Origin of the sequence: Corallococcus sp. CA053C, assembly GCF_003611675.1 — a bacterium.
In the GTDB taxonomy this organism is placed as follows: Bacteria; Myxococcota; Myxococcia; order Myxococcales; family Myxococcaceae; genus Corallococcus.
In genome coordinates, this window is sequence record NZ_RAWA01000268.1 from 1 (window position 1) to 13,551 (window position 13,551).

Consider the following 13,551-nt stretch of genomic DNA (forward strand, 5'->3'; position numbering starts at 1 on the left):
GCCCACAGGTACGGGACAGGGGCCCACACGGGACGATCCGGGCGGGTCCGATACCGGACACCCCACGGCCCAAGCGCCCGGCCCGTCCGCCGAGCCACCCGCCACCCTGGCGCCCGGCCGCCCGGTGACGCTCGTGGTCGGCGGCGACGTGACGGTGGGCCACCACTACCAGACGTACTTCGACGAGCAGGTGGGCAAGGGCCGCTCGCGCGACGAGATGTTCGCGTACGGCTTCCGCGAGGTGAAGCCCTTCGCGACCTCCGGGGACCTGTTCGTCGTGAACCTGGAGTGCCCGTACACGGACAGCGAGGAGAAGCTGCCCAAGAACTTCAACTTCCGCGCACGGCCGGAGCTGGTGAACGTGCTGACGGCGGGTGGCGTGGGCGTGGTGAGCCTCGCGAACAACCACATGATGGACTACGGCGCGCAGGGGCTGCTGGACACGCTCACCACCCTGGAGGCCGCGCGCATCCCCTTCTTCGGCGCGGGTCGCAACCTCGCCGAGGCGCGCCGCCCGGCCATCGTCACCGCGGGCGGCCTGCGCATCGCGTTCCTGGGCTACTTCTTCCTGGGCACGCGCAACATCGAGCCGCCCCAGGTCTACGCCACGGAGACGACGCCGGGCGTGGCCGGGCACTTCTCCGACGTGGAGGAGATGGAGCGGATGCTGCGCGAAGACATCACCGCCGCGAAGGCGCAGGCGGATCTGGTGCTGCCCTTCTTCCACTGGGGCATCGAGGGCAACACCACCCCGGAGCCGTACCAGGTGCGGCTGGCGCACGCGGCCATCGACGCGGGGGCGGCGGGGGTGCTCGGCAGCCACCCCCACGTGCTGCAATCCATGGAGCTGTACCGGGGCGCGCCGGTGCTCTACTCGCTGGGCAACTTCGTGTTCGGCGGGAACTGGAACCCCCGGGACAAGCGCAGCGTCCTCTGGCGGGCGCGCTTCTCCACCGCGGGCTATCTCTCCAGTGACGTGCTGCCGCTCAGGACCGACCGCTATCCGGAGTTTCCCGTCCAGCCGGTGCCCGTGACGGGTGCCGAGGCGGAAGGGGTGATGACGCTCCTCCGGACCGCGTCGCAGGAGCCGGGACGGGGGTTGGAGCGGATGCTGCCGGCCTTGGAGCAGGGGGAGCCGGGTGAGGCAGGGGCCCGGCCGCTCCCCTCCTCCAATGTCCGAGGGGGGGAGTAGCCTGGGTGCTACTTGTTGTTGCGCTGGCCGCGCTTGAAACGGTTGCGGCGGCGCTTCAGCTGCGTCTTCCGCGTCTTGGCGCGGTTGGCGAGCTTCTTCTTGGAACGATTTCCCTTCTGTGCAGGCATGATCGAAGGCTCCGTGTTGGGCGTGAATCGGGCCGCACCGGGCGGCGACGGGGGGCGTTCTTACATGCCCATGCCCAGACGGCCAAGGTTTTCCTTGACGCCCACGGCCCTTGCCACGGGGCGGCCAAAGGGGCAAGACGCCCCGGGACCCACGCATGATTGACAAATTGGAAGAGGTCGAGCGCCGTTTCGAGCGGCTCACGGCCGACCTGTCGAACCCTGAAATCCTCGCCGACACGGCGAAGCTCCAGAAGGTGTCCAAGGAGCGGGCCGCCCTGGAGCGGCTCGTGGAGACCTTCCGGGCCTACCGCAAGGTGCTGGCGGACCTGTCCGAGGTGGAGGCCTGGCTGTCCAGCTCCGACCCGGACGAGAAGGCCTACGCGCGCGAGTCCCTGCCCGGCCTCAAGGAACAGCGCGACGTGCAGGAAGCGGCGCTCAAAATCCTCCTGCTGCCCAAGGACCCCAATGACGAGAAGAACGTCATCCTGGAGATCCGCGCGGGCGCGGGCGGCGACGAGGCGGCCCTCTTCGCCGAAGAGGTGATGCAGATGTACCTGCGCTACGCCGACCGCAAGGGCTGGAAGGCGGACATCCTGGACATGAGCGCGGGCAACGCGGGCGGCGTGAAGGACGCCACCGTGACGCTCTCCGGGGACGCGGTGTTCAGCCAGCTCAAGTACGAGTCCGGCGTGCACCGGGTCCAGCGCGTGCCGGCCACGGAGACGCAGGGGCGCATCCACACCTCCACCATCACCGTGTCGGTGATGCCGGAGGCGGAGGACGTGGACGTGCAGATCAACCCGGCGGACATCGAGATGCAGGTGATGCGCTCCACGGGCGCCGGTGGCCAGAGCGTCAACACCACGGACTCCGCGGTGCGCCTCATCCACAAGCCGTCCGGCATCGTGGTGAAGTGCCAGCAGGAGAAGAGCCAGGGGAAGAACCGCGCCATGGCCCTGCGCATGCTGCGCGCGAAGCTCTACGACATGGAGCAGGAGCGCATCCGCAACGAGCGCGACTCCATGCGCCGGGGCCAGGTGGGCACGGGCGACCGCAGCGAGAAGATCCGCACCTACAACTTCCCGCAGGACCGGCTCACCGACCACCGCATCGGCCTCACCGTGCACAACCTGCCGGCCATCATGGTGGGCAACGTGGACGAAGTGATCACCGCCTGCCGCACGCACTACCAGGCGGAGGCCCTCAAGGCGCAGACGGGCAGCGGGCGCCCCTCCGGCGAAGCATGAGCGACGTCTGGACCATCCGCCGGGTCCTCACCTGGACGACGCAGCACTTCGAGAAGCGTCAGGTGGATGCACCCCGCCTCACGACGGAGATCCTCCTCGCGCACGTGCTCAAGACGGGCCGCGTGCGCCTGTACGTGGACCTGGACCGGCCCCTGGCGAAGGAGGAGCTCACCGCGTTCCGCGCACTCATCGAACGCCGGCTCGCGGGCGAGCCCACCAACTACCTGACGGGCACCAAGGAGTTCTACAACCGCGCCTTCAAGGTGGACGCGCGCGTGCTCATTCCCCGGCCGGAGACGGAGCTGCTGGTGGAGGCGCTGCTGCACGCGGTGCCGAAGGACGCGCCCTCGCGGGTGCTGGACGTGTGCACGGGCTCCGGCTGCATCGCCATCAGCGTGGCGGGCGAGCGGCCCCAGGCCACCGTGTTCGCCACCGACCTGTCCCCGGACGCGTGCGCGCTGGCGAAGGAGAACGCCCAGGCGCTGGGCATGGGCGACCGCGTCACGGTGCTCCAGGGCGACCTGTTCAGCCCCCTGCCCCCGGACGCGAAGTTCCAGGTGGTGGTGTCAAACCCGCCGTACATCGACTCGGGCGACATCGCCGGGCTGTCCCCGGAGGTGCGGCGCGAGCCCCGGCTGGCGCTGGATGGCGGACCGGATGGCCTGGTCGCGATGAGGCGGGTCATCCAGGGGGCCCGGCGGGTGCTGGAGCCTGGCGGGCTGCTTGCACTGGAGATGGGGGAGACCCAGGGAAGCGCCGTCCTGGAGCTCCTGCGCGCCGCGGGGTACGCGGACGCGCGTGTGGAGAAGGACCTGGAGCGGCGCGAACGCATGGCGTTCGGGACACAGCCCGCGGCCTGAGGGCCGCAGGGGTGAGGCACACGAGACATGGACAAGATCGTCATGAAGGGCGGCACCGCGCTGCACGGTGAGGTGGAGGTGTCCGGCGCGAAGAACGCGGCGCTGCCCATCCTCGCCTCCGCGCTGCTGGCGGATGGGACCAACACCTTCCGCAACGTGCCGGACCTCGCGGACGTCACCACGATGCTGGCGGTGCTGCGCACGATGGGGTGCGAGGCCGCGCGGCTGTCCGGCAAGAAGGCGGACACGTGTGAGATCAGCATCACCGGGGACATCACCCCGGAGGCGCCCTACGAGCTGGTGAAGACCATGCGCGCCAGCGTCCTGGTGCTGGGGCCGCTCGTGGCGCGCTTCGGCCGGGCGCGCGTGTCCATGCCGGGCGGGTGCGCCATTGGCGCGCGTCCCATCGACCAGCACCTGAAGGGCTTGAAGGCGCTGGGCGCGGACATCCACCTGACGGAAGGCTACGTGGAGGCCCGGGCGAAGCAGCTCAAGGGCGGCATGGTCAACTTCGACGTCATCACCGTCACGGGCACGGAGAACGTGATGATGGCGGCGGTGCTCGCGAAGGGCCGCACGGTGATGGAGAACTGCGCGCGCGAGCCGGAGGTGGAGGAGCTGGCGCGGGTGCTCAACAAGATGGGCGCCAAGGTGGAGGGCGCGGGCTCGTCCGTCATCACGATTGAAGGCGTGGAGTCCCTCAACCCGGTGGACCACGCCATCCTCCCGGACCGCATCGAAGCGGGCACGCTGCTGGTGGCGGCGGCCATCAGCGGGGGCAACGTGCTGGTGAAGCACGCACGGCCCGAGCACCTGGACGCGGTCATCGACAAGCTGCGCGAGGCGGGCTGCACCATCACCGCCGAGGGCGGCGGCCTGCGCTGCAAGGCGCCCAAGACGCTCAAGTCGGTGAACATCACCACCACGGAGCACCCGGGTTTCCCCACGGACATGCAGGCGCAGTTGATGGCGCTGATGACGGTGAGCCACGGCACGTCGGTCATCTCCGAGAACATCTTCGAGAACCGCTTCATGCACGTGCCGGAGCTGCACCGGCTGGGCGCGGACATCACCATCCAGGGGCACACGGCGGTGGTGAAGGGCGTGAAGGGCCTGAGCGGGGCGCCGGTGATGGCCACCGACCTGCGCGCCAGCGCGTCCCTCATCCTGGCCGGCCTGCGGGCGGAGGGGCACACCGAGGTCAGCCGTGTCTACCACCTGGACCGCGGGTACGAGCGCCTGGAGCGCAAGCTGCGCGGCCTGGGTGCGGACATCCGCCGCGTGAAGGAACGGGCCTGAGCACCCGAGCCCAGGGGGCTGGTTGACGGCACGTTGCCAACAGAAGCGGTCGGATGGGTTGCATCCGAATTTTTGGGCGACCTATCATTCTCCATTCACCGGGGAGCACCGCTCCCCTTTTCAGGAGAATGAGCCGCCCCATGGATTGCCCCGCTGGTTGCAGCGTCGAAATGACTGATCTCGAGGGAGATCACGAGACGTTGCGGGAATGTAAAGAATGCGGCGGGCTGTGGATCAACGTCGCGGACCTCAACCGGATCCTCCTGCACAACAACCTGCTCGGGCTGGAGGGACAGGGCGGCAAGATGGACGCCGAGGCCCTGACCGGACACTGCCCGGACTGCCAGGTCGACCTGGTTCGCGTCGACGGTGGCGACCGGCAGCACCCCCTGCACTACGACACCTGTGAGTCGTGCGGCGGCATCTTCCTGGAGTCGGAGTTCGCGGACGCGGCCGACGCCAAGGAAGCGGAGAAGAAGATCATCACCTTCTTCCGCAACTTCGACTCGAAGCGGAAGACCCGGGCCGCCATCTAGGCCGCTGCCCGGGCGATGTTCCGGGCGCAGGCTTCCTGGCTTCAAGGATGGCTGCGGAAGTCGCTCCCCCACTCCTCGGGGAGCGTCCCCTCCAGGGTGAGTGACGCGGACGCCTTGGAGCCCTCCCCCGCGGCGCTTCGCTCGAAGGTGACGGGCACCCGGCCCTTCTTCGGGATGTCCAGCGTCACGCGGCTGCCAGCCACGGTGTAGGTGCCGGTGACGACCGTGGTGGGCTCGCGCGTCTCCAGGGGCTCCAGCGAGAAGCGCCAGGTGCCGTCCACGAAGAACGACAGGAAGCGCTCCGGGGCGCCCTCGTGGCCACCGAACCAGGTGCCCAGGAGCGGCGCCGCCTTGGCGTCGTACTTGAAGCGGGTGGCGAGCGAGGGAGCGTTGAGCGGCTTGCCCCCCGAGTAGAGGATGACGTCGGTGAGGCACACCGGCGCGTCCTGCTTCGTGCCGGGGAAGCGGTCGGCGACCTCCAGGACGAAGCGCGCGCCGAACAGCGGCTGGGACAGGGGCACGGCCTGCAGGCCGCGCTTGTCCTGCACGGTGACGCTGCGGGACGCCTCCACGCTGGTGAGGGTGAACTTGCGCACCCGGCTGTTGGCCTTGAAGGCGTCGCGGGACGTGCCGTCGCCCGTGTAGACGCGCACCTCGTCCAGGGTGACGGGCTCCTTGAAGCCGATGATGACGTGCGCGGGCTTCTCCCCTTCCGCGCACCACGCGGTGGTGTCCCGACCGTCCAGCATGTTCAGGGGCGCGTAGTGCTCCGGGCGGGTGTCCTTGTCCACGTAGGCTTCTGCCTGGGCATACCCGGGCGCGGCCGGCGCGGCGGCGAGGACGGAGGGGGAGACGAGCAGCAGGGAGGCCACGGACAGGCTTCGCATGGGGCGCATCTTGGATCGTCCCCGGCCCGGGGCTCCAGCCCGGGTGCGCACCTTCCGTCACCACCGGACGCTAGCGCCGGGACACCCGGGCCCCGGACGCCCCGGGGCGGGCCCCGGATGAAAGCGCCCGGGCGGGGGTTGGGGGTGCTTGACACCCGGACACCCCCGGGCCGACAAGGCGATGCGACCTGAGGAGGAAGACGTGATGCGACGTTGGGGCTGGGTCTGTGTGCTGGGGCTGGGGCTGCTGGCGGCGTGCAAGAAGGACGTGCCGCCGGAGCCGGACGCGGGCGTGGTGGAGACGGGGCCCTCGGCGCTCACCGAACAGGAGCCCAACGAGCGCCCGGACCAGGCGCAGGCCCTCACGCGCGCCAGCGTGGTGACGGCGGGCCTGACGGCGGAGCCCAACAAGCTGGACGAGGACTGGTACCGGCTGGCCCCCGGCACCCCGCGCATCGCGGACGTGACGGTGACGGGCCTGCCGGGCGGGGACATCAAGCTGGACGTCTACGACCAGGACCGCAACCGGCTGGTGGGCGTCAACAGCGACGGCGAGGGCAAGGGCGAGCGCCTCCCCAACCTCTACGTGGAGAAGGAGCGCTGGGTGGTGGTGTCGCCCGCGCGCAAGGGCATGGGCGGGGCCTACACGCTGGAAGTGAAGTTCCGCGAGCCCAACGACGGCGAGGAGCGCGAGCCGAACGACCGCGCCGTGGACGCCGCGGCCCTGCCGCTGGGGCAGACGGTGACGGCGTTCCTGGGGCACTCGGGCGACGAGGACTGGTACCGGGTGGAGTTGCCCGGCGCGGGTTCGCCGGAGGGTGAGGCTCCCGCGCAGGACAGCGGAGGAGCAGCACCGGCCCCGGGCACGACGCCCACGGGCGCGGTCACGCCGCCGCCGTCGGTGCCGGACGAGACGCCGGTGGTGGACGACAGCGCCGCGCCCTCCCCTGCCCCGGAAGGCACGTTCGCCGGAGGGGAGCCGCCCGCCGCGCATCCTGAGACACCGACCACGCCCGCCGGAGAGATTGGTGGTGCGGTGGCCGCCCAGGTGGTGGACGCGGGCGCGCCGCTGCCGCCCGAGGTGCCGTCGGTCGCGCTGAAGATTGAGCTGTCCGCGGTCGAAGGGGTGCGTCCGGAGATCTCCGTGCTGTCCGCCGCGGAGGCGCCGCTGTTCACCCTGCAGGGCAAGGAGGGCGAGCCGCTGGCGCTGCGCAACATCGGCGTGCGGGCCACGGACCGGGTCGTCTACCTGGTGGTGAAGGGCGGCTGGGTGGGCACGGGTAAGGCGCAGCGGCGCACGTTCAACGCGCAGGTGCCGTACACGCTGACGGTGTCGCAGGAGGAGGCGGGCGCGCACGCGGAGCTGGAGCCCAACGACGAGCTGCTCAAGGCCACGCCGCTCACGGGCGCGGGCTACCGCGAGGGCTTCCTGTCGCCCAAGTCGGACGTGGACCACTTCGTGCTGACGACGCGCGAGCCGGTGCTGGCCAAGGTGGAGCTGACCGGCGTGGACCGGTTGGACCTGACGCTCTCCATGGTGGAGCCGCCGCAGGGGGACGGTCAGAAGGAGACGGTGCTCCTGAAGGCCAACGACGGCGCGCTCAAGGAGCCCGAGCGGCTGAACAACGTCGCTTGCAGCGGCACCTGCTACTTCCGGGTGGAGGGGTCCTTCCGCAAGGTGGGCGGCAAGTTCGTGAAGGACTTCGAGAACGCGGACCAGCCCTACCGCATCACCGTGACGACGGTGCCGGACAACGGCAGCGAGGAGCGCGAGCCCAACAACAGCGCCGAGCGGGCGCAGGACCTGACGTTGGGCAAGGCGGTGCGAGGCACGGTGTACCCGGCGAAGGACGTGGACTACTTCCGGGTGGACCTGTCCGACCGGCCGGTGCGCACGTCGCTCACGGCCACCCTGCTGGGCATCCTCAAGGTGGACGTGGGGCTGTACCTGCACCGCGTGCAGCCGGACGGGAAGCTGACGCTCGTGCAGACGTCCGACCGGGCCAAGGGCGACCAGCCGGAGACCATCCGCTTCAGCGCCGAGCCGGGCGTGTACCTCTTCGAGGTGCGCGACGCGCGCAACCGCGAGGCCAACTTCCAGGACTCCTACCAGCTGACTGTCGAGGAGGGGGAGTAGGCCGCTTCTTCCCGTTGACAAGGCCGGGCCTCGCCCCTACTTTGGGCCTCGCTTCGCCTGCGGTGGTAGCTCAGTTGGTAGAGCACGAGCTTCCCAAGCTCGGGGTCGAGGGTTCGAATCCCTTCCGCCGCTCAATCGCAAAGGCCGGTAGTCCTTGAGGAAACTCGGGACTACCGGCCTTCGTGTTTCCGGGCCCACCGGGTCACTCCAGCAGGCGTGCTCCGCTGACGCTGCCCTGTCGCTCCCAGGGAGGAACTCCCGCGAAGGACTCGGCGAGGAAGTCCACCATCACCCGGACCTTGGCGCTCACATGGCGGCGGCTGGGATAGAGGGCCAGCACGTCGATGTCCGGCATTCGATAGGTGGGGAGCACCCGCACGAGCCGGCCCTGTTTCAGGTCCTCGGCGATGAGGAAGGTGGGCTGCCATGAGATGCCCGTGCCCGCGAGCGCCGCGGCGCGCAGGGTGTCTCCGTTGTTGGCGTGCATCACGCAGCGCACCTTCACGCTCAACGCCTTGCCGGTGTCGTCCACGAGGCTCCACTCGTCGGCCGTGGCGGAATAGGAGTAGCCCAGACACGCGTGCTCCCCCAGGTCCGCGGGAACCTTGGGGCGACCGCGGCGGCGCAGGTAGGAAGGTGCCGCGCACACGATGTTCTGGGAGGTGGCCAGCTTGCGCGCCACGTGGGTGGTGGAGCCCGCGCGGGAGACGCGGACGGCCAGGTCGTAGCCTTCGTCGATGATGTCGACGACCCGGTCGTTCAGGGCCACGTCCAGCGCCACATCGGGATACTTGCGCAGGAAGCCGGGCCAGAGCGGCGCCAGGTGCAGGATGCCAAAGCTCACCGGCGCGTTGATGCGCAACCGCCCGCGCGGCTGCACCGACGCGGACGACGCCAGCGCCTCGGCCTCCGCCACCTCGTCCAGGATGGACCGGCTCCGCTCATAGAGCGCCTCACCGCCCTGGGTGAGTGACAGCTTGCGCGAGCTGCGGTTGAGCAGGCGCGTGCCCAGGTGCGACTCCAGCTCGTTCACGTAGCGGGTGACGTTCGCGGGCGAGGTGTCGAGCGCCTCGGCCGCCCGCGTGAAGCTGCCCCGGGCCACCACCGTCACGAAGACCTCGAATGCGCGCAGCCGGTCCATCCCTGCCTCCCTCAAGATTCATTAAAGCTGAAGGGTTGAACCACTTTCCCTGCCTTCTTCCAAGAGAAGCTGAATCCTATGTTGGGTTCATCGACGGGCGCACGAAACGCCGCCGAGTGGTTCTCCCCTCTTTCGCACCGGAGTCCGTCATGTCCTCCTTCTTCACGTCTTCCCGCCGCACGCTGCTCGCCACCGCCGCCGGCCTGGGCGCCACGCTGATGATGTCCTCCACCGCGGGGGCCGCCGCGCCTGCTCCCGCCGCGGCGCCCCGGGGCTTCGAGGAGCGCCGCGCCGACGTCAACGGCGTCCAGCTGCGCTACCTCATCGGCGGCCACGGAACGCCGGTGGTGCTGCTCCACGGCTACACGCAGACCCACCACATGTGGTCGCCGGTGATGCCGCTGCTCGCCCAGAACCACACCGTCATCGTGCCGGACCTGCGCGGCGCGGGGGGCTCCTCCAAGCCGGCTTCCGGCTACGACAAGAAGACGATGGCGGCGGACATCCACGCACTGACGTCCTCGCTGGGCCATGAGCGGGTGAGCATCGTGGGCCACGACATCGGGCTGATGGTGGCGTACGCCTACGCGGCCCAGTTCCCGGAGGCCACGGAGCGCCTGGTGTTGATGGATGCCTTCCTGCCCGGCATCGGCGACTGGAAGCAGGTCTGGCTGCTGCGGGACCTGTGGCACTTCCACTTCACCGGCGAAACGGCCCTGGCGCTGGTCAAGGGGCGTGAGCGGACGTACTTCGAGCACTTCTGGAACGACTTCGCGGCGGACCGGAACCACTCGGTGCCGGAAGCGGACCGGCAGCTCTACACGAAGGCCTACGCCCAGCCCGGCGGGATGCAGGCGGGCTTCGAGTACTTCAAGAGCTTCGAGCGCGACGCGCAGGACTTCGCGAAGTTCGGCGAGACGAAGCTGACGATGCCGGTGCTGGTGCTGACGGGGGAGAAGGCCAGCGGCAACGGCCTCATCGAACAGGCGAAGCTCGTCGCCACCCAGGTCCAGGGACAGGTCGTGCCGGGCTCGGGCCACTGGCTGATGGAAGAAGCGCCCCAGGTGGTGGTGCCCGCGCTCACCACGTTCCTCAACGCGAAGTGAGTCCCTCTGCCCCGCCGCCAGTGCGGGTGTCTGGTCCGTGCCAGCGTCCTTCACCGGCCCGCGTGAAGACGGCCGCTGTCCTCAGAGGTTGCGTTCCAGGCGCTCCCGCGCCTTCACGATGGCCGCGGTGCGCGTCGTCACGTCGAGCTTCGCGAACACGTTGCGCAGGTGCCACTTCGTGGTGGAGAGCGCCACGTTGGAGCGCTCGCTGATCTCCTGGTTGCTCAGCCCCTGGGCCAGCAGCTTGATCATCTGGAGCTCCCGTTCGGTGAGCGACTCCCGCGGCGCGCGGGGCAGTGCCGTGAGCCCGTCCAGCCCGCCGCCGCCCAGGGACAGCAAATCCTGATACCGCTCGGCGTACCGGGCCGGCAGCACGTGGCTCAGCTTGCGCTGCGTGGCGGCCGCGACGATGACCTCCTGCAGCCCCGGCGTCTCGTCGAACACGCCCCGGGTGAAGCCGAACCGTGGCACCAGCGCGAACCCCCGGTTCACCGCGGCGAACGCCGCCGTGGCGTCTCCGGCGCGCCAGTGACACACCGCCAGCGCGGCCAGCAGCGCCGTCTCCCGGGCAACGCAGCCCGCGTCATGCGCGCTGGCCCGCAGCGTCTCCAGCAGCCCGTGCGCCCGATCATTCCGCCCGCGCGCCATCAACACCCAGGCCTGCGCCACCCCCAGCTGCTCCCAGGTCTCGTCGTAGAAGCGCCGCTCGCTCCACTCGCCCCGGCGCATGCGCTCGCCCAGGCCGAACTCCTGCGCCACCACCTTCATCCGCGCGGGGGACTGCTCCATCAGGCCCAGGCGGATCTTCTCGCCGCAGACATGGGCCAGGAAGCGCGTCTGGTGCCCGCACTCCAACACGCTGTGCAGGTAGTCCAGCAGCTGCGAGGCCTCCGCGTACTTGCCTCGAATCGACTTGATGCGGGCCAGCACCAGGTAGGCCACCGCGAAGGTCTCGAACACCGTCGCCTGGGACAGCAGCGGCAGGACCTCCATGCAGAGCGCCTCCGCCTCGTCCAGCCGGTTCTGATCGTAGCGGGTGGTGGCCAGCGCCGTCGCCGCGTTCACCCACACCGGGTTGCGCCGTCCTCGGCTCGCGCGCTCGAACGCCGCCTCGCACCGGTCCGACGCGTCCTTCATGTGGCCCTGCGCCCGGTCCGCCAGCGCGATGAGGACGTCCGTGTAGCCCACCATGTACGGGTTGTTCAGCCCCAGCGTCTCACGCGCAATCAGCGCAAGCCGGCGCATCGCATTGAACCGGTTCAACCGGAGCGCCTGGTACGCCTTCGCCGCCAGCACCGCGCCCGCCATGAAGACGTCCGGGTCCTCGTCCCCCGGTGATGCCTCCAGTTCGATGCCAGCGCCCGGGGCCGAGTCCGACAGGACGGCGTGCAGCAGCGCGAGCCGGGAGAGCTGCCGCGACAGCCGCTCGCGCTCCGGATCGGACGGCGCCGTCTGGAGCCGGCGCTGCGCGTCCCGCAGGGCCAGGGAGGCCGGCGCGAAGCGGCGGGACAGGATGAGGCACGCGATGTGCGCCACGCAGATGGCCGGTGAGCGCAAGGTCTCCTCCGCCGTCAGCTTCGTCGTCCAATGGAGCACGGAGGCGATCTCGCCCTCGCGCATCCACGCCTCCACGCAGCGGACCGTGAGCTCCAGGCACCAGCCCCGGTCCCCCGACGCGAACGCGTGCGGCAGGGCCTCGTCGGGCATCGCGTGCTCGGCGAACCACGCGCTCGCCTCGCGGTGCAGCCGGGGGATGCGGTCGCCATACGTGCACGCGAGCTGGGTGCGCAGGAAGTCGAGGAACAGCGGGTGGTAGCGGTACCACTGGTGCTGCGTGTCGAGCGACTGGATGAACAGCTGCGCCCGCTCCAGCTCCGCCAGCAGCGCCGCCCCGTGGGTGATGCCCAGCAGCGCGTTGCACAGCTCCCCGTTGAGCCGGTCCACCACCGAGCTCAGCACCAGGAACGCGTGCACCTCCTCCGTCTGCTCGCGCAGCACCACGTCCGCCAGGTACCTCGCCACGTCGTGGTTGGAGCCGATGGCCTTGCGGAGCGCGTCACTCACGCTGGCGTGCTCACCCGCCGTCAGCAGGGCCAGCTTCACGCCGGCCACCCAGCCCTCGGTGCGCGCGCGCAGGTACTCGACGTCCTCGGGCGCGAGCGCGGCGCCGCACAGGCGCTGGCCCAGCTCGTGGATGGCCTCCCCATCCAGGCTCAGGTCGCGGCTGTCGAGCGTCACCAGCTGCTCGTTGAGCTTCAGCTTCGCCAGGTCCAGCTCGGGCGGGCTGCGCGACGAGACGATCCAGTGGACGTGCGGCGGAGCGTGATCCAACAGGTACGAGAAGGCCCGCACCAGCGCGCGCTCCCGCAGCACGTGGAAGTCGTCGATCACCACGACGAGCTCGCGCCCCAGGTTCCACAGACTCCGCAGCACCACCGTCGTCGCATGGTCGAGCGGGAGCGCCACCTGCGCATCCAGTTGGCTCGCGATGTACGCGTCGAACTCCGGGGCCGTGCGGCGAATGGCCCCGACGAGGTACGAGAAGAAGCGCTCGGGCGCGTTGTCCCGCTCGTCGAGCGACAGCCACGCGAGCAACCGAGACCCGCGCACCTCGCGGTACCACTGCGTCAGCAGCGTCGTCTTGCCCGAGCCCAGCGGCGCCGTCACCAGCACCAGCTTGCCGCCGACACCCCGGTCGATCTTCCGGAGCGCCGCGCTCCGCGACACGAGCACCGACGCCGTCTGCGGCGGCGAGAGCTTCGTCGGCAGCAGGTGCGAGAGCGGGTCGTTCAGCGGCGCCGGGCGCTCCACGGCCCGCACCAAGGCGGGCGCTGGCGCGAAAGGGCTCCCCGGAGCATTTCGAGAGCTCGGCATGGGCACGTCCCCCTGCGACCGATTGCAGTGCCAAGTAGAGCACGGGCGGTGCGCCCGGAGACCGGGACTTTGACGCACGTGCGCCAGGCAGCGGCCGACGCGACGTGTCATCCAGGGACGATAACGCGATGCATCAACATACCC

Annotated in this window: 10 protein-coding genes and 1 tRNA gene; 8 read left to right on the top strand and 3 right to left on the bottom strand. The window is 70.1% G+C overall.

Annotated elements, in window-relative coordinates:
• Window positions 1–124: 124 nt before the first annotated feature.
• The 5 genes from D7V97_RS28755 to D7V97_RS28775 all read left to right on the top strand — a co-directional run bounded on the left by D7V97_RS28755 (window position 125) and on the right by D7V97_RS28775 (window position 5,262).
• The gene (locus tag D7V97_RS28755) at window positions 125–1,192 is read left to right on the top strand and encodes a CapA family protein (RefSeq protein ID WP_233583282.1); all 1,068 of its coding nucleotides are present in this window, start codon (window positions 125–127) and stop codon (window positions 1,190–1,192) included.
• A 283-nt stretch (window positions 1,193–1,475) separates the two neighbouring features.
• Window positions 1,476–2,567, top strand: coding sequence for a peptide chain release factor 1 (gene prfA, locus D7V97_RS28760; RefSeq protein WP_120613839.1), 1,092 nt, complete (start codon window positions 1,476–1,478; stop codon window positions 2,565–2,567).
• On the top strand, window positions 2,564–3,427 hold the full coding sequence (gene prmC, locus D7V97_RS28765) for a peptide chain release factor N(5)-glutamine methyltransferase (protein ID WP_120613840.1): 864 nt from the start codon (window positions 2,564–2,566) through the stop codon (window positions 3,425–3,427). The genes prfA and prmC overlap by 4 nt, the downstream gene beginning before the upstream one ends.
• Window positions 3,428–3,454: 27 nt before the next feature.
• A complete protein-coding gene (murA, locus tag D7V97_RS28770; RefSeq protein WP_120613841.1) occupies window positions 3,455–4,726 on the top strand; it encodes a UDP-N-acetylglucosamine 1-carboxyvinyltransferase in 1,272 nt (423 codons plus the stop codon).
• A 140-nt stretch (window positions 4,727–4,866) separates the two neighbouring features.
• The gene (locus D7V97_RS28775; RefSeq protein ID WP_120613842.1) at window positions 4,867–5,262 is read left to right on the top strand and encodes a zf-TFIIB domain-containing protein; all 396 of its coding nucleotides are present in this window, start codon (window positions 4,867–4,869) and stop codon (window positions 5,260–5,262) included.
• Between the two features lie 41 nt (window positions 5,263–5,303).
• Here the strand turns inward: D7V97_RS28775 and D7V97_RS28780 are convergent, their stop codons facing one another.
• Complete coding sequence (locus D7V97_RS28780; protein WP_233583283.1) at window positions 5,304–6,149, bottom strand: discoidin domain-containing protein; 846 nt, start codon at window positions 6,147–6,149, stop codon at window positions 5,304–5,306.
• Window positions 6,150–6,354: 205 nt separating this feature from the next.
• Here D7V97_RS28780 and D7V97_RS28785 point away from each other — a divergent pair, with 205 nt between their 5' ends.
• On the top strand, window positions 6,355–8,286 hold the full coding sequence (locus tag D7V97_RS28785) for an ABC transporter substrate-binding protein (RefSeq protein ID WP_120613844.1): 1,932 nt from the start codon (window positions 6,355–6,357) through the stop codon (window positions 8,284–8,286).
• Between the two features lie 59 nt (window positions 8,287–8,345).
• Window positions 8,346–8,418 (top strand) — tRNA-Gly (locus D7V97_RS28790).
• Between the two features lie 70 nt (window positions 8,419–8,488).
• Here the strand turns inward: D7V97_RS28790 and D7V97_RS28795 are convergent.
• Window positions 8,489–9,427, bottom strand: coding sequence for a LysR family transcriptional regulator (locus tag D7V97_RS28795; protein ID WP_120613845.1), 939 nt, complete (start codon window positions 9,425–9,427; stop codon window positions 8,489–8,491).
• A 149-nt stretch (window positions 9,428–9,576) separates the two neighbouring features.
• On the opposite strand from D7V97_RS28795, the gene D7V97_RS28800 reads away from it, so the two are divergent.
• Window positions 9,577–10,533 carry an alpha/beta fold hydrolase gene (locus tag D7V97_RS28800; protein WP_120613846.1) on the top strand — a complete coding sequence of 319 codons (957 nt, stop codon included), beginning with the start codon at window positions 9,577–9,579 and terminating at the stop codon, window positions 10,531–10,533.
• 81 nt (window positions 10,534–10,614) lie between these two features.
• On the opposite strand, the gene D7V97_RS28805 is transcribed toward D7V97_RS28800, so the two are convergent.
• Window positions 10,615–13,344: a LuxR C-terminal-related transcriptional regulator gene (locus D7V97_RS28805; RefSeq protein ID WP_233583284.1), complete on the bottom strand. Its 2,730-nt coding sequence runs from the start codon at window positions 13,342–13,344 to the stop codon at window positions 10,615–10,617.
• Window positions 13,345–13,551 lie beyond the last annotated feature (207 nt).

Excerpts from the sequence above, each read along its gene's own strand:
- prfA (WP_120613839.1), top strand. The coding sequence starts at position 1,476 with ATGATTGACAAATTGGAAGAGGTCGAGCGCCGTTTCGAGCGGCTCACG.
- prmC (WP_120613840.1), top strand. The coding sequence starts at position 2,564 with ATGAGCGACGTCTGGACCATCCGCCGGGTCCTCACCTGGACGACGCAG.
- murA (WP_120613841.1), top strand. The coding sequence starts at position 3,455 with ATGGACAAGATCGTCATGAAGGGCGGCACCGCGCTGCACGGTGAGGTG.
- D7V97_RS28775 (WP_120613842.1), top strand. The coding sequence starts at position 4,867 with ATGGATTGCCCCGCTGGTTGCAGCGTCGAAATGACTGATCTCGAGGGA.
- D7V97_RS28780 (WP_233583283.1), bottom strand. The coding sequence starts at position 6,149 with ATGCGAAGCCTGTCCGTGGCCTCCCTGCTGCTCGTCTCCCCCTCCGTC.
- D7V97_RS28785 (WP_120613844.1), top strand. The coding sequence starts at position 6,355 with ATGCGACGTTGGGGCTGGGTCTGTGTGCTGGGGCTGGGGCTGCTGGCG.
- D7V97_RS28795 (WP_120613845.1), bottom strand. The coding sequence starts at position 9,427 with ATGGACCGGCTGCGCGCATTCGAGGTCTTCGTGACGGTGGTGGCCCGG.
- D7V97_RS28800 (WP_120613846.1), top strand. The coding sequence starts at position 9,577 with ATGTCCTCCTTCTTCACGTCTTCCCGCCGCACGCTGCTCGCCACCGCC.